Source organism: Candidatus Edwardsbacteria bacterium, assembly GCA_018821925.1.
Taxonomy (GTDB): Bacteria; Edwardsbacteria; AC1; order AC1; family EtOH8; genus UBA2226.
Genome location: JAHJLF010000041.1, coordinates 27,603 through 43,158 on the forward strand (window position 1 = coordinate 27,603; position 15,556 = coordinate 43,158).

Consider the following 15,556-nt stretch of genomic DNA (forward strand, 5'->3'; position numbering starts at 1 on the left):
ATGGTCTTATATATCCTCTTCTGTTACGATATCCTGTCCTTTTATCCTTGACATAAACGTTTATTGGTGTTAAAATACAACTCTAATTTCACAAATGGAAATATTCCGTATGTCGTTATCACGTAATTACATATTAGACTGGCTTCGGGAAGACCCTTTCGACTGAATTTAGAAACATTTCGGGCATTTGCACAATCGCTGTATTATTTACTTTACTGCGTGGCATTGCCCTTTTTATTTTAACCGAAAATAAATGAATCAAATAAACAGGAGAACCTACAGATGTCCAAAAAAAGAATTCTGATCATGGGAGCCGCCGGGCGCGACTTCCATAATTTCAACACCTATTTCCGCAACAACAAGGATTACGAAGTGGTGGCCTTTACCGCCACCCAGATCCCCGATATAGCCGGGCGTAAATATCCGGCGGCCCTGGCCGGAAAGCTTTATCCCAAGGGCATCTCCATCTACGACGAGAAGGACCTCACCAAGCTGATCGCCAAGCTGAAGGTCGACCAGGTGGTGTTCGCCTACTCCGATGTGCCCTACGCCTACGTCATGGGCAAGGCGGCCGTGGTCAACGCCGCCGGGGCGGACTTCATGATGCTGGGACCCAAGGATACCATGATCAAGTCCACCAAGCCGTTGATCTCCGTCTGCGCGGTGCGCACCGGCAGCGGCAAGAGCCAGACCACCCGCCGGGTGATCGAGATCCTGATGGCCATGGGCAAGAAGGTGGTGGCCATCCGCCATCCCATGCCCTACGGCGACCTGGTCAAGCAGAAGGTCCAGCGTTTTGCCACGGTGGAAGACCTGGCCAAGCACAAATGTACCATCGAGGAGATGGAGGAGTACGAACCGCATGTGGTGCGCGGCAACGTTATCTACGCCGGGGTGGACTACGAGGCCATTTTGCGCCAGGCCGAGAAGGAGGCCGATGTCATCGTCTGGGACGGCGGCAACAACGACTTCTCCTTCTACAAGTCCGACCTGGAGATCGTGGTGGTGGATCCGCACCGCCCGGGACACGAGCTGTCATATTATCCGGGCGAGGTCAACCTGCGCCGGGCCGATGTCATCATCATCAACAAGGAGGACAGCGCCCGCAAGGAGGACATCAAAACAGTCAAAGCCAACATCAAAATGGCCAACCCCCGGGCGCTGGTCATCGACGCCGATTCGCCGGTAACGGTGGAACAGCCCAAGAGCCTAAAAGGGAAGAGGGTGCTGGTGATCGAGGACGGCCCGACCCTGACCCACGGCGAGATGAAGTACGGCGCCGGGGTGGTGGCGGCCAAAAAACACGGCGTGGCCAAGATGATCGACCCCCGCCCCTACGCGGTGGGCACCATCGCCGACACTTTTAAGAAATATCCCGGCATCGGGGTGTTGCTGCCGGCCATGGGCTATTCCGACAAGCAGATCAGCGACCTTCAGGCCACCATCAACCGGACCCCCTGCGACATGTACGTGGTGGGAACGCCCATCGACCTGCGCCGCTTAGTAAAATTTCCCAAACCGGCGGTGAGGGTGAGCTACGATCTGAAGGAGACCTCCAAGCCCGACCTAAGTGCGGCCATCAGGAAAATCATCAAGAAATAAAAACCCCGACTCATCGCAACGGCCTCATTCCTCTGTGCTTTCAGGAGATTTCCCGATGACGCAGGGGATGGGGTCTTTGCCGTGATATCAACCAAACCAGAAAAGCTGGAAACCAATTAGACAGGACGGCGTTCAGCCTTCTGAATTTTAGAAAATATTGACTTTTGGGAAAAGAATATCACTTTGTGTCATTCCCGAGTAGTCGGGAATCCACTAAAAAAACCTGGATTCCTGCTTTCGCAGGAATGACATAATCATGCTAATTATTGATTTCATAATTTGCAACACCCTATGCTCTTGGTGCAGGGTACTTCACAAATAAAACAACGTTTCTGATGCATGCTCTGAACAGTTACGATATTTTTTAATGAAACGCTCATCCTTGAACTACGGGGTTTCGATCGAGAATTCCAATCATCATGTGAATCATGTCAAAAAGGTTGCCCATTCCCTAAACTACATTTATTATCCACTAACGAGAAAGATATGCCCCAAAATAAAACCGCGGTGGTGGCCCTGGGCGGCAACGCCATCGGCGCCACAGGCAAGGAAGACATAGGCCAGCAATTCGCCAACACCAGGCAGGCGGTGCAGGCCATTACCGAGCTTATCAAGGAAGGCTACAACCTGGCCATCTCCCACGGCAACGGCCCTCAGGTGGGCAACGCCCTTCTCCGGGTGGAGCGCACCTTTCCGGACGGCATCCCGGCCCTGCCGCTGGGTGTGATCGTGGCCGACACCGAGGGCGGGATGGGCTACATGATAGAGCAGTCCCTGCAGAACCAGCTGGTCAAGGAAAAGATCGGCCGGGAGGTGGTGACCATAGTCACCCAGGTGGTGGTGGACAAGGACGACCCGTCGATATTGAATCCCTCCAAACCTATCGGACCCTATTACCAACCGGAGGAGGTGGAGGCCCTGCAAAAGCGCGGCTGGGTGGTCCGGGAGGATGCCGGGCGGGGCTATCGCCGCTTCGTGCCGTCCCCCATCCCCCGCTCCATCGTCAACCGCAAGACTATCAAACAACTGGTGCATTCCGGGACCATCGTCATCGCCGCCGGGGGCGGAGGAGTGCCGGTCTATGCCAGGACTGACGGGAGCTACGAAGGGGTGGATGCGGTAATAGACAAGGACCGGGCCTCGGCAGTCCTGGCCCGCGATATTGAGGCCGAGACGCTCTTGATACTGACCTCGGTGGAAAAAGTTTCGCTGAACTATAAAAAGCCGGATCAGAAGGACCTGGACAGGATCACCCTGGCCGAGGCCAAAAAATTCCTGGCCGATGGCCATTTCGCCGCCGGGAGCATGGGGCCCAAGATCGAGGCCGCCATCCAGTTTTTGGAATACGGCGGGAAGCAGGTGATCATTACTTCCTTGGAAGAGGCGGCCCAGGCCCTGAAGGGTCAGGCGGGGACCCGGATCACGGCGTAACACCGACCTAACCCCCGTCCCCTTCCCAGAGCCCGCCCTGAGGAATTCACCTTATTTGACAAATGAAAGGCGGGAAGGGGCGTTGCAGGGACATGATGCATCATGTCCGGAAAATATAGAATTTAGCAAATGAAAGCTATGCAAAATCTCCCTAAACAAAGAGTTTGGACAAAAGATTATCTTGAACTCAGCAGAAAGAATTTGTTTGATAATGAATTCTTGCCAATATTTTTTAAATTTCTTTCAATAAAAAATAACAGTAAGATTTTGGATGTTGGAACCGGATTAGGTTATATTGCACGATTGCTGTATGCCCAAAAGAAATCAATAGACATTACAGGCATTGATATTAATAAAAGATTAATAAAGCTGGCGACAAAAGAATCTTGTATTGCGAAACAAAAAATTAAATATGCGGCGATGGACGCATATTCCCTGAAATTTCCCGATGCGTTTTTCGATTTAGTAATAGAACAAACGGTGCTTATTAATTTACCCAGGCCTGATAAAATTATAAAAGAAATGATAAGGGTTACCAAGCCTGGTGGATTGATCGTAGCAATTGAACCAGTGGTTCAATATGATCATCATAATGTATATAGGCCCAATGAGGATAAGCCGGAGGAAAAGGAAGCAGAAATTATTTATGATTTTATAATGGATAAAATCATAAAATATCGCAAAATAAATGGCATTGATGAATTTATTGCCGTAAAACTGCCGTCGTTGTTTAAATCTTATGGTCTAAGCAATGTAGAAAGTAAAATAATGGGCAAGGTAACGCAGGGATCGCCTTTTTCTAATGTGGAAAAATTAAAAAAATATCTAAAAAAAGAATTAGCGGAAAACGAAAAAGGATATTCATATACTCTTAGGGAAGCTGTAAAGGCCGGGGTTTCACTGCAGGTGATAAAAAAGGCAAGGGGGATGACCATTAAACGTTTAAGGAACTCTTTGAAGAATTTTGACGAAACCGTGCAATTATATAATGATCAACTTATTTGCCAAACTCTCTTAATAACAAAAGGAAGAAAAAATCAACACATTTGTTAAATTAAAACATTTAATATATTTGGAGGCTTTATGGCCAAAAATACCGATGTGATGAAGGCCAGGCTGATCATCGAGGAGGATTTCAGAAAGGGCTATGATCTGCCGGTGTATGTCTACAAGCCCTGGTGTAAATCCTGCGAGATCTGCGTGACTTTCTGTCCCAAGAACGTTCTGGAGATGGGCGAGGACCGCAAGCCTATAGTAGCCCGTCCCGATGATTGTATTCTCTGCAAACAGTGCGAAATCAGATGCCCCGATCTGGCCATCTTCGTTACCAAGGAGAAGAAGAAATGAATAAAGACATCAGATTATTACAGGGCAACGAAGCCTGCGCTTTGGGGGCCATCTACGCTGGATGCGATTTCTTTGGGGGCTATCCCATAACGCCCTCCACCGAGATCGCCGAGGACATGGCCCTGATGCTGCCGAAAAAAGGCGGCAAGTTCATCCAGATGGAGGACGAGATCGCCGGCATTGGCACCATCCTGGGGGCCGCCGCCGCCGGGGCCAAGGCCATGACCGCCACCTCCGGGCCGGGTTTCTCCCTGATGATGGAGCTTCTGGGATACGGCTGCATGGCCGAGATCCCCTGCGTCATCGTCAACGTTCAGCGGGGCGGGCCGTCCACCGGACTGCCCACCAAGGGCGCCCAGGCCGATGTGATGCAGACCCGCTGGGGCACCCACGGCGACCATCGCACCATCGCACTGTGCCCCTCTTCGGTGGAGGAATCGTTCAAGCTTACGGTCAGGGCCTTCAACCTGGCCGAGAAATTCCGGATGCCGGTGATTCTGCTTTTAGACGAGTTCATCGGGCATATGCGGGAGAAGATGGATATCCCGGCTCCCGGGGAGCTGGAGGTTTATACCCATCCCCAGCCGACCGCCAAACCGGAGGGATATCTGCATTACGGAGACGACACCAGCGTGGGCGGGCCGTACGCCTCCATGGGCAGTGGATACCGCTTTAATATCACCGGGCTGACCCACGACAAGCGCGGCTTCCCCACCGGAAGGTCGGACGAGATCAAGTGGAAGATGGACCGGCTGCGGGATAAGGTGGAGCAACACCGGCCGGAGCTGATCGAGGTAGATAAGGAATTCATGGATGACGCCGAGATAGCGGTGTTCTCATACGGCGGGGCCGCCCGCAGCGCCCAACAGGCCATCAGAGAGGCCCGGGCCAAGGGCATCAAGGCTGGATTAGTGAGGCCCACCACCATCTGGCCGTTCCCGGATAAGGCCATCGAAGAAGTGCTGCGCAAGGTCAAAGTCATGATCGTGGCCGAGATCAACCAGGGACAGCTGTTAGGAGAGGTTCAGCGGTTAAACCAGTCCCACACCAAAGTGGTTCCGGTCCAGCGCTACGATGGCGAGATGCTGACCCCCAACGAAGTGCTGAACGCCATTGTGGAGGTGACGAAATGAGAATGCATCCATCCTACGAAATGCTGCGGCCGGGAAAGAAATTCCCCCATGTCTGGTGCCCGGGCTGCGGCCACGGTATCGTTCAGGGGGCCATCATCCGGGCGGTGCAGAAACTGGGCTGGCCCCGCGATGAGATCGTGATGGTCTCCGGGATCGGCTGTTCCTCCCGGATGCCGGTGTATCTGGACTTCAACAGCCTGCACACCGCCCACGGCCGGGCCATCGCCTTTGCCACCGGGGTCAAACTGCACAATCCCAAACTGCACGTGATAGTCATCACCGGGGACGGCGACGCTTTGGCCATCGGGGGAAATCATTTCATCCATGCTGCCCGCCGCAACGCCGACATAACGGTCATCCTGTTGAACAACAATATCTACGGCATGACAGGCGGACAATATTCTCCCACCACCCCCATCGGCAAGCGGGCATCCACCGCGCCCTACGGCACGGCCGAGCGGGATTTCGACCCCTGCGCCCTGGCCAAGGCAGCCGGAGCGGCCTTTACCGCCCGGGGGGTGGCCTACAACGCGATGGAGATGGAAAAGCTGATCGAGACCGCCCTGACCAAGAAGGGATTCTCAGTGGTGGAGGCCATCAGTCCCTGTCCCACCCTCTATGGCCGTTTGAACAAGGAGGGCAACGCGGTCAAAATGCTGCAATGGCAGAAGGCCAACACCATCAATATCAAGGCCGCCGAAAAACTGCCGATGGATCAGGTCACCGGCAAGATAGTGACCGGCATTTTCCACGATGTGGAGACCATCCCCTATACCGAGATCTACAACCGGATCATACAAAAGGCCCAGGGGAAGTAGGGAACAGTGATCGGATGATAGGGAACGGATGATGGGGATCCGGGAGTAAGGGCGCGGCTACCGCGCCCCAACAGATAAACGGATAACCAGTAAGGGCGCGGTAACCGCGCCCCAACAAAGTAAGGGCCGATATATCGGCCCCAACAGAGGATATAAAATGAAGAACAGATACGAGATACGCCTCTCCGGCTCCGGCGGGCAGGGGATGATCACCGCCGGGATAATACTGGCCGAGGCCGCCGGGGTCTACGATGGCAAGTGCGTGGTGCAGTCGCAGAGCTACGGGCCGGAGGCCCGGGGCGGGGCCAGCAAGGCCGAGGTTATCATCTCCGACAAGGAGATATTCTACCCCAAGGCCACCGCCATCGACATCCTGCTGGCCATGACCCAGGAGGCCTGGGAAAAATACAGCAGCGACCTCAACCCCGATGCCGTGGCCATAGTGGATTCCTGGTATGTCAAAGATGTCGACCAGCCGGGGGTGATCAGCCTGCCCTTAAGCCAGAAGGCTCGCGAGGAGGTGGGGCTGGAGATCATCGCCAATGTGATCGCCCTGGCAGCCATCGCCGAGATCACCGGGGTGGTCAGCAAGGAGGCCCTGGAGAAAGCACTGTTTTCCCGCATACCCAAGGGGACCGAGGAGAAGAACAAGAAAGCCCTGGAGATAGGCTTTCAGCTGGGAAAGGAAGCCAAGAAATGACCGGCCATCATCCCAAGGGGCCTATGGAACGGACCCTGCTTATAATCAAGCCCGATGCCGTGCAGCGCGGACTGATCGGCGAGATCCTCCACCGGGTGGAGCTGGACGGCTTCCTGTTCATAGCCATGAGGATGGTAAAAATGACCGGGATCCAGGCCAGGGGGTTTTACCGGATGCACCGAAAAAAGTCATTTTTTAAAGAACTGGTGAAATTCATGACCTCGGACCGCTGTGTGCTGTGCGTGCTGGAGAGGGAGAACGCCATCGCCAGCCTGCGCCAGCTGGTGGGCAGCACCGATCCCGACCAGGCCGCCTTCGGCACCATCCGCCATGATTATGCCACGGCCACCCGCTTCAATTGCGTCCACGCCTCCGATTCCCCGGAATCGGCCCAGCGGGAGGTGCATTTCTTTTTCAAGGAGAGCGCCCTGGTCAGGATCCGCCACCGGATCAAACGGATCTACAGCATGCCGTTCGCCAGGAGGTGATCGGGATACGGGCCAAATAGTTATTACTCCAGCAACTAAATACAGCAATATGTCATTCCCGCAAAGGCGGGAATCCAGGCCTGGATGCCATTCGGAATTTATCCCGTACCTGATACGGGGATGGCATGACAATATGCTATTGACCTATTTAAACGCGAAGTAATAAATTGATTTGGTACCCTTAACCCAACCACTATTTGTCCGCCGCAGCATAAGCGTAGGAGGAAGGGCTGGGTTAAGAGGCGATGGGGTTATCGGGTCTTATTTTGTTAACAAAAACCTTTAAATATATTTCAAGAGGTGCACAAGTGGCTAACGACATCATAGTGCTGTCGCTCAATTGCGGAAGCTCGTCGGTCAAATACCAGCTTTATAACTATACCAAAAAAGAGATCATGGCCAAGGGTCTGGTGGAGAGGGTCTCCTCCGAAAGTTCCTTCATCATTCACGAGGTGCCCCATCGGGAGCCTCACAAAGCGGAGCGATCATGTCCCAGCCACGAGGTGGCCATCCAACTGATTCTGGACACCCTGCTGCACGAGGATCGCCCGGTCATCTCCGATGTAAAAGAGATCACCGCGGTGGGCCACCGGGTGGTGCACGGCGGGGAAAAATTCGCCAAATCCACCCTGATCAACGAGGATGTCATCAAGACCTTCGAGGATCTGTCCGCCCTGGCGCCCCTGCATAATCCCCCCAATGTGCTGGGCATCCGGGCCGCCCAGGCCTTGATGCCAACCATCCCCCATGTGGCGGTTATGGACACCGCCTTCCATCAGACCATGCCCAAGACATCATATATCTACCCGGTGCCCTACGAGTGGTACGAGAAATACGGGGTCCGGCGCTACGGGTTCCACAGTACCTCCCACCTCTACGTGGCCCGCCGGGCGGCGGTGATGCTGGAAAAGAATCCCTTTGAGGTCAACCTGATCACCTGCCATATCGGCAACGGGGTCAGCCTGGCCGCCATCAGGAACGGCTGTTCCTACGACACCAGCCTCGGTTTGACCACCCTGGAGGGCCTGGTGATGGGCACCCGCAGCGGCGACGTGGATCCCGGCCTGATGCCGTTCATCTGCAACAAGGAGAAGCTGACCACCAGGGAGGTGGAGTCCATATACCTTCAAAAGAGCGGAGTGCTGGGCATCTCCGGAAAATACATCGACCGCCGGGACATCGAGGAGGCCATGGACAAAGGCGACGAAAGGGCCAGGCTGGCCTTCGATATTGAGGCCTACAAACTGCGTAAATACATCGGATCCTACTATGCTGCGCTGGGACACCTGGATGCCATCGTCTTCACCGGCGGGGTGGGGGAGATGGGGCCTCGGCTCAGGATCCAGGCCGTCTCCGGACTGGAGGAGATGGGGATTGTGCTGGACGAGGAGAAGAACAATGCGGCCAAGAGCCGCAACCACGAATTCTTGATCTCGGCCGAGAATTCCAAGATCAAGATTTTCGTCATCCCCACCGATGAGGAGCTGGTGTTCACCGAGGACGTGGTGGCCATCATCGAGCGGCGCTACGATGTGCACACCAATTTCAAATATTCCTTCCAGGATGCCGGGTACAAGAACAATATGAGGGATGAGGCCTACCAATGGGCTCTGGATAAAAAGAAGCAGAAATAATCTTTACAGAGTTTATATGTTCAAATATTTTATTAAGAATAATCTGTTTCCTTATTTATTGCTTTTTATTTTAATCGCTCAAAATGCAAAAGCTGATATATTTGCATTTCAAAACACACCACCTTCGCAATTGTGGGTCAATAATCAAAAAGGTTGCAGTTACTTGTCAGTGAATGGTATTTACTTATTTCCGGGCGGTTCAAAATATATCGGCCCGGATTGGAACGGGAAGCCTGGGTTGGGCGCTGCATTAAGATACGGCCGATGTTTTATTGACAATATCGGTATTGATTTTGATGTTGCCTATTATGCCGTTGATGCTGAATACAACGAAAAGGTGGATAACGGGAAATCCGGCCGAACGGCTGTCAATATTACTTATAATATTATAAACGGAGATCAAAAAGACAGCTTGGGCAATGTTGTATCGTCACGGCCTTCGTTAGCGGTGCAAGCAGGTTATGCTTGGAGCAGTTTTGCTTTCCACATACAATACTATGCGGTTCCCGAAGACATGCCGTATTGTCCCATGTCTGTCAACTATGAGAATTCCGGGTTTGAAGTTCCGCTGGGTTTTGGCCTGAGCATCCCGATCTCTCACCGGTTGTCGACGCAGCTTTATTTCAAGTATATTTACCATTGCCAATCAAATTCTTATCAGGTGCCGGTATATCAATACAACGTGATAATCAACGATTATGATTGGTATCACGATCAGTTTGATGAATTAAGGAAATATAATGTGATTGATTATGGATTTGCATTGGGATTTATCCCATTCAATAAAAAGAAAAGTATAAAAATGTTTTCCGGATGCAGCCTTTCAAAAGCCGACGACCAAAAAGAAAACAATATTTCATTCAGTTTCGGGCTTATGAAAGAGTGGGGCAAGAAATATAAATGAGTTCAGTTTTATTTTACGCGGTATAAAGTGAAGATCAGGGTCAATGAATTAAGGGAGGGTTTCAATTCCTACCGGGTTGAAAGCAAAGGCCAGATCGGGGATCCTCCGGACTTTGCCGATCTTTCGGGCGATCTGATCATCGAGAAATGCGGCACCACTCTGAGGGTCAAGGGGTCGCTGAATTTTACCGCCCTCCAGGAATGTTCCCGCTGTCTGAACGATTTCGAGTGCGCCGTTAGCCAGCCCGTGGAGCTTTTCTACCGCACCGGAAAGCTGGAGGATGCTCTGATCGGTAAAGAGGCGGAGCTTAAATCCGACGATCTGAACGTGATAGCCTACAAGGGCAACGAATTGGATATCTGGCCGGACATCAGGGAGGCCATGATGCTGGCCCTGCCCATGAAGCCGCTCTGTTCGGACGACTGCCGGGGCATATGTTCCGGCTGCGGCCAGGATCTCAACAGCGGGAAATGCAAGTGCCGCAAGGAATCCATGGATCCCCGCTGGGAGGGCCTGCTGAAGCTGACGGAGAAAAAGCCGGCCAGGAAAAAGAAATAGACCTCCCCCTGCCCCCTCCTTGATTAAGGAGGGGATTAAGGGGTGGTCTAACGAATCCCAGAATATCCCTGCCAAGTAAAATGGAAGCAAAATATTATAAAAAGACCGGGGGCGATGTTGTCCAATGCCTGCTGTGCCCCCACCTTTGCCGGATAGCTCCGGGCCAGGCCGGGCTGTGCTGGGTCAGGCGAAATCAGAACGGAATGCTGGAGGCCCTAAGCTACGGGCAGGTGGTCTCGCTGTCCATGGATCCCATCGAGAAAAAGCCGCTGTTTCATTTTCATCCCGGGAAGCAGATACTGTCCACCGGGCCCAACGGCTGCAATTTGGATTGCCAGTTCTGCCAGAATTGGGAGATCTCCCAGCGGGAGGTGCCGACAGAATATGTCGAACCGCAAAAGCTGGTGGATCTGGCTATCAAATCTGACTCCATCGGCATCGCCTATACCTATACCGAGCCTTTCATCTGGTTCGAATATCTGCTGGATGCCTGCCGGCTGGCCCGTGAGAAGGGACTGGCCAACGTGCTGGTTACCAACGGAACGGTCAACCGGGAGCCGCTGGAGGAGATCCTGCCCCTGATAGATGCCATGAATATTGACCTGAAGAGCATGGACGCCGTCTTCTACAAAAAGACCTGCCGGGGCGACCTAAAAACGGTACTTGACACCATAAAGACGGCGCACGGTAAATGTCATTTGGAAATAACCAACCTGGTGATCCCCGGGCTGAACGACTCGGAAAAGAACCTGGACGACCTGGCGGAATTCATCAAAAGCGTGGACCCGCTGATCCCGCTGCATCTTTCCCGGTATTTTCCGCAGTATAAGACCCGGATCGAACCAACGCCTGAAAACACGCTGCTTAAGTTCCACGAACGGTCATTGCAGGATCTTAAATACGTCTATCTGGGAAATGTCAGCCTGCCGGGGAAAGAGGATACCAAGTGCCCGCAGTGCGGGAAGGTACTGATAGAACGCCGGGGATACCGGACAACAATAACCGGAATAAAAAACAAGAACTGCCAAAATTGCGGCAGGAAGGCCGATATTATCGGCCTTTGAAAAGAGGGGTGAGTTATGGCTCTTAAAAGAAGAGGGGTGGGTTTATTTCTGCTGATACTGCTGGGCGGGGCCCTGTTGGGCAGCGCGGTGGGCGATCTGGTGGGATATCTTCTACCCAGCGGCGTGGTGCACGATTTCTTCACCAAGGCGGTGACTCCGGGGGTCAGCCCGCCGGTTACCATCAATCTGTTAGTGATGACATTGACCCTGGGATTCACCTTCAAGCTCAACATCATCGCTTTGCTGGGGGTGATACTGATGGCCTACCTGTTGAAGTGGTTTTAAAATTTATTTGTGCGCGATAGCCTATTTAACCACCAAGACACCAAGAAAATAAACAAGTGTGCCCCCATTAAAAAGCGGTGCAGTTGATCAGGGATCATTATAAACTTTAGATTATTGAAATAATCATAGCCCGGCTTGAATATCAGGCCGGGCTAAACTTTTTAGTAGCAATATACAAAGTTTTACTATTGACTTATTAATGGGTTTAGATATATCATACAAAGATCGCAAGGTAAATGGGCCGGACGCTTATACGGTTTCGGCAAAGTTGTTTGATGTTCTGAGGGATAATACAACGAAGTTGGGAACTGTAAAAAATAACTTTGGAGGTCTCTATGAAGGTAGTTGGGGATATAAGAAAAAGAATCCTTCATGAAGTATGTAACCAATTAACTGGTGATAAATTAGAATTTGATAGGGATGCTATCATAAGAAATGTTATCGTCTTAGATCATTTTATTATTAAATCGTATGGCTTAGAAATTCCTGTATTAATAGATATTTTTGGTTATTATGGGTTTAAGGAATTATTAGAAAACAAAGTAATTAGCTTCAATTTTGATTTTATTTTGCCTGGTTTAAAAGATGAGGGAAAACTCCCCAAAGATATATTTAAAGTCGCATTAATAAAACCTTCAAATGTTGACGAGGCTGTAAGTAAATGCCTTGCTAATGTTAATGATGTTCAAAATATTACATACAAGCAAAAAATAAAGTTAAAAGGCTTAATTGCAGACCATTTTTTCACTAATGAACAAGCAGAGATGAATGAGTGCCTGAGTTCATTTGATAGCGATATTACTAAAAGTGATATACTATCGCAAAGTATTAACCATTATTGTTACTCTAATTATGGTAAATTTTTAAATGAAAAGTCAATTAAAGTGGAAATCGACACGGGTATTGATGGTTATAAAATAAAATCGAATATTAATGAGGTTATTGGGTCAAAAGATGATCCCGAAAGGATGATAATAAAAAAATCAATATTTAGTGTTTTGTCTCTCAACCGTCATTTATATAAAATGTTAAAATACAATACAATGTCAGCTTTCAGGGAGGCAGAGATCCCCCTATATGAAAATAAATTAACTCTAATTGCCAGGCATTTTTCTACAGGAAGGCCGATAAATAATTTTAATAAAGTTATTGAAATTGCAAATTTCCCAGATTTTACTGATGTAACTGTCAATGTTGACAAATTAATAAAATTGCGTGATAGTCAGGAATGTATTTTATTCAGAGATTGGCTATGGTCGGTTGATAGTATTTCTGATAGAGAGATAAATGGAATTATTAATGATTTTAGAAATAGAGTTGGTGTTGTGCTTAATAAGCCTGGAATGAAAATTATAAGATGGTTAGCATCAACGGGCATTGGTGGTATCGAACCAATAAGCGGAACATTAATAAGTATTGTTGATAAATTTATCGTTGAAAAAATATTCCCTAACAAGGGATTGACTTCTTTTATAAACGATAAACTGCCTTCGTTATTTAGTGATAAAATGGATGAAAATGCGAAAAAAGAAAGATAACAAATTCCGCGTTTTGTTCAACATATCCCTGTCCAATTAAACCCCGGGCGGCAAATTGCCGCCCATTTTATTTTCATTTATCCTTGCCAGAACAGGCCTTATATGTTATCATTCATGATAAATGTTCAATAATTCACCATTAAATAAAATGCGGGAATTCATCATTTCCCGCAGGCTGATAAAGCCCAAGGACAAGGTGCTGGTGGCCCTTTCCGGCGGGCCGGATTCGGTCTTTCTGCTGTATGCCCTGCTGGCCCTGCGGAATGAATTAAAGATAAATATAATTGCCGGGCATTTAAACCATTGCCTGAGGGGTGCGGAGTCTAATAAGGACGAGATTTTCGCCAAGACCCTGGCCAAAAAAGAGGGGATCAAAATGATCTCCGCCAAACGCGATGTGGCCGGATACGCCAAGAGGAAGAAGCTTTCCATTGAGACCGCGGCCCGCGAACTTCGGCGGGAGTTTCTTCTCAAAACTGCTGATAAATACAACTGCCAAAAGATCGCCACCGGACATAACCTCAACGACCAGGCCGAGACGGTGCTGATGCACATCATCCGGGGCTCGGGGCTCACCGGCCTTAAGGGCATCCCGGCGGTCAACGGAAAATTCATCCGGCCCATGCTGGGCATCAGCCGTGAGGAGATCCTGGAATATCTTCGGGTAAATAAGATCGCCTGGCGGGAGGACAGCACCAATAAAAGCCCGGATCATACCCGGAACAGGATCCGCCTGACCCTGATCCCGCAGTTGAAAAAATACAACCCGCAGATCATCCAATCATTATCCAATCTGGCCGAGTCCGCCGGGTCCGATCTGGACCTGGTCGAGCAGCTGGCTGAACAGGCTTTCAAGCAGACGGCCAAAATCCATAAGGCCAAAATTAATATTGACTTATCATTATTTAATAGTTATAATAAAGGGTTACAAAGGAACGTTTTGAGGCTGGCGGTTCTACATCTTGCCCGGCAAGGGGTTGCCCCCAGCTTTGAGGCTGTTGAAAATTGTATTCATCTGATGGCTGGCCGGGTGGGCAGCCGGTTTGAAATATTGCCCGGAATCTGGTGTATCATTGGATATAAAACTGCGGAGATCGCCGGAGCACCGGCTAGTACGGCAGTAAATATGGGGGCCGCCGCCAAAAAGTTAACGATCCCCGGGAGGACGGCCTTTAACAGCCATCTGATCAGATTGAAAATCATCGGATCTCAGATATTGGGAAAGACCCTGATCCGAAGCGCCGATGCCGTCTATTACGACTGGGACCGACTGAAAAATAGGGATCTAACGGTGGGAAAACGCCAGCCGGGCGACGCCATGGTACCCTTCGGGTCGTCTCACAAGAAGAAGACCAAGGAGATCTTCATAGAAGCCAAGGTGCCCCAGGCCAAGCGCGACTCTTGGCCGGTGGTCAGGTGCGGGAGCGAGATAATCTGGCTGGCCGGATTGAAGCGCTCCAACCATGCACCGGTAAACAAGGAGACCAAAAATATCCTGAAGCTGGAATTTATAAAATGATCCGCAACGGTTCAAAAAATATCCTTATCTCCCGGGAGCAGATACAGCAGAGGATCGCCGATATGGGGCGGGAGATTTCCGGGGATTATAGCGACAAAAACCCGGTATTGGTCGGTGTCTTGAGAGGCGCTTTCGTCTTTCTGGCCGACCTGATCCGGGCCGTAACCATCCCCCTGGAGGTGGATTTCATCTCGGTGGCCAGCTACGGCAGCCAGACCAACTCCAGCGGAGTGGTGCGCCTGCTGCAGGATCTGAACACCAACATCAAGGGGCGGGATGTCATACTGGTGGAGGACATCGTGGACACCGGGATCACCCTGTCATACTTGATCGACAACCTGAAGACCAGGAACCCCGCCAGCCTGGTGATCTGCGCCCTGTTGGACAAGAAGGAGCGGCGCCAGAAGGAGTCGGGAATTTTAAAATACGTCGGGTTTACCATACCCGATAAATTCGTCATCGGTTACGGCCTGGACCATGCTCAGCAATACCGTAACCTGCCATATGTAAGCTGGGTCGAGGAGGAATAGATGGC

Annotated in this window: 16 protein-coding genes; all 16 read left to right on the top strand. The window is 50.7% G+C overall.

Annotated features, from left to right (window positions below; all coding sequences use genetic code 11):
• Window positions 1-282 precede the first annotated feature (282 nt).
• Window positions 283-1,602, top strand: a complete 1,320-nt coding sequence (locus KJ869_04125) for a cyclic 2,3-diphosphoglycerate synthase (protein MBU1576377.1) — start codon at window positions 283-285, stop codon at window positions 1,600-1,602.
• Between the two features lie 486 nt (window positions 1,603-2,088).
• Window positions 2,089-3,033 (top strand): carbamate kinase, encoded by a 945-nt coding sequence (arcC, locus tag KJ869_04130; GenBank protein MBU1576378.1) that lies wholly within the window; start codon window positions 2,089-2,091, stop codon window positions 3,031-3,033.
• A gap of 129 nt (window positions 3,034-3,162) precedes the next feature.
• Entirely contained in the window at window positions 3,163-4,086 is a 924-nt protein-coding gene (locus tag KJ869_04135) for a class I SAM-dependent methyltransferase (GenBank protein ID MBU1576379.1), read from the top strand.
• Window positions 4,087-4,137: 51 nt separating this feature from the next.
• On the top strand, window positions 4,138-4,380 hold the full coding sequence (locus tag KJ869_04140) for a 4Fe-4S binding protein (protein ID MBU1576380.1): 243 nt from the start codon (window positions 4,138-4,140) through the stop codon (window positions 4,378-4,380).
• Window positions 4,377-5,513 (top strand): 2-oxoacid:acceptor oxidoreductase subunit alpha, encoded by a 1,137-nt coding sequence (locus tag KJ869_04145; protein MBU1576381.1) that lies wholly within the window; start codon window positions 4,377-4,379, stop codon window positions 5,511-5,513. Before KJ869_04140 ends, KJ869_04145 begins: the two co-directional genes overlap by 4 nt.
• Before the next feature lie 2 nt (window positions 5,514-5,515).
• Entirely contained in the window at window positions 5,516-6,331 is an 816-nt protein-coding gene (locus KJ869_04150; GenBank protein ID MBU1576382.1) for a 2-oxoacid:ferredoxin oxidoreductase subunit beta, read from the top strand.
• A gap of 157 nt (window positions 6,332-6,488) precedes the next feature.
• Window positions 6,489-7,031, top strand: coding sequence for a 2-oxoacid:acceptor oxidoreductase family protein (locus tag KJ869_04155; GenBank protein MBU1576383.1), 543 nt, complete (start codon window positions 6,489-6,491; stop codon window positions 7,029-7,031).
• A gap of 23 nt (window positions 7,032-7,054) precedes the next feature.
• Complete coding sequence (gene ndk, locus KJ869_04160) at window positions 7,055-7,519, top strand: nucleoside-diphosphate kinase (protein ID MBU1576384.1); 465 nt, start codon at window positions 7,055-7,057, stop codon at window positions 7,517-7,519.
• A gap of 320 nt (window positions 7,520-7,839) precedes the next feature.
• Window positions 7,840-9,153, top strand: coding sequence for an acetate kinase (locus KJ869_04165; protein MBU1576385.1), 1,314 nt, complete (start codon window positions 7,840-7,842; stop codon window positions 9,151-9,153).
• Between the two features lie 16 nt (window positions 9,154-9,169).
• The gene (locus KJ869_04170; GenBank protein MBU1576386.1) at window positions 9,170-10,057 is read left to right on the top strand and encodes a hypothetical protein; all 888 of its coding nucleotides are present in this window, start codon (window positions 9,170-9,172) and stop codon (window positions 10,055-10,057) included.
• Window positions 10,058-10,084: 27 nt separating this feature from the next.
• The gene (locus tag KJ869_04175; protein ID MBU1576387.1) at window positions 10,085-10,615 is read left to right on the top strand and encodes a DUF177 domain-containing protein; all 531 of its coding nucleotides are present in this window, start codon (window positions 10,085-10,087) and stop codon (window positions 10,613-10,615) included.
• An 80-nt stretch (window positions 10,616-10,695) separates the two neighbouring features.
• Entirely contained in the window at window positions 10,696-11,679 is a 984-nt protein-coding gene (amrS, locus tag KJ869_04180) for an AmmeMemoRadiSam system radical SAM enzyme (protein ID MBU1576388.1), read from the top strand.
• A 15-nt stretch (window positions 11,680-11,694) separates the two neighbouring features.
• Entirely contained in the window at window positions 11,695-11,964 is a 270-nt protein-coding gene (locus tag KJ869_04185) for a DUF4321 domain-containing protein (protein MBU1576389.1), read from the top strand.
• A 335-nt stretch (window positions 11,965-12,299) separates the two neighbouring features.
• On the top strand, window positions 12,300-13,502 hold the full coding sequence (locus tag KJ869_04190) for a hypothetical protein (protein ID MBU1576390.1): 1,203 nt from the start codon (window positions 12,300-12,302) through the stop codon (window positions 13,500-13,502).
• A gap of 121 nt (window positions 13,503-13,623) precedes the next feature.
• Window positions 13,624-15,021, top strand: coding sequence for a tRNA lysidine(34) synthetase TilS (tilS, locus tag KJ869_04195; protein ID MBU1576391.1), 1,398 nt, complete (start codon window positions 13,624-13,626; stop codon window positions 15,019-15,021).
• Window positions 15,021-15,551 carry a hypoxanthine phosphoribosyltransferase gene (gene hpt / locus KJ869_04200; protein ID MBU1576392.1) on the top strand — a complete coding sequence of 177 codons (531 nt, stop codon included), beginning with the start codon at window positions 15,021-15,023 and terminating at the stop codon, window positions 15,549-15,551. Before tilS ends, hpt begins: the two co-directional genes overlap by 1 nt.
• Window positions 15,552-15,556: the final 5 nt, after the last annotated feature.

Coding starts and splice junctions, on each gene's coding strand:
- KJ869_04155 (MBU1576383.1), top strand. CDS start 6,489: ATGAAGAACAGATACGAGATACGCCTCTCCGGCTCCGGCGGGCAGGGG.
- KJ869_04135 (MBU1576379.1), top strand. CDS start 3,163: ATGAAAGCTATGCAAAATCTCCCTAAACAAAGAGTTTGGACAAAAGAT.
- KJ869_04185 (MBU1576389.1), top strand. CDS start 11,695: ATGGCTCTTAAAAGAAGAGGGGTGGGTTTATTTCTGCTGATACTGCTG.
- arcC (MBU1576378.1), top strand. CDS start 2,089: ATGCCCCAAAATAAAACCGCGGTGGTGGCCCTGGGCGGCAACGCCATC.
- KJ869_04125 (MBU1576377.1), top strand. CDS start 283: ATGTCCAAAAAAAGAATTCTGATCATGGGAGCCGCCGGGCGCGACTTC.
- KJ869_04140 (MBU1576380.1), top strand. CDS start 4,138: ATGAAGGCCAGGCTGATCATCGAGGAGGATTTCAGAAAGGGCTATGAT.
- amrS (MBU1576388.1), top strand. CDS start 10,696: ATGGAAGCAAAATATTATAAAAAGACCGGGGGCGATGTTGTCCAATGC.
- tilS (MBU1576391.1), top strand. CDS start 13,624: ATGTTCAATAATTCACCATTAAATAAAATGCGGGAATTCATCATTTCC.
- ndk (MBU1576384.1), top strand. CDS start 7,055: ATGGAACGGACCCTGCTTATAATCAAGCCCGATGCCGTGCAGCGCGGA.
- KJ869_04190 (MBU1576390.1), top strand. CDS start 12,300: ATGAAGGTAGTTGGGGATATAAGAAAAAGAATCCTTCATGAAGTATGT.
- KJ869_04145 (MBU1576381.1), top strand. CDS start 4,377: ATGAATAAAGACATCAGATTATTACAGGGCAACGAAGCCTGCGCTTTG.
- KJ869_04170 (MBU1576386.1), top strand. CDS start 9,170: ATGTTCAAATATTTTATTAAGAATAATCTGTTTCCTTATTTATTGCTT.
- KJ869_04150 (MBU1576382.1), top strand. CDS start 5,516: ATGCATCCATCCTACGAAATGCTGCGGCCGGGAAAGAAATTCCCCCAT.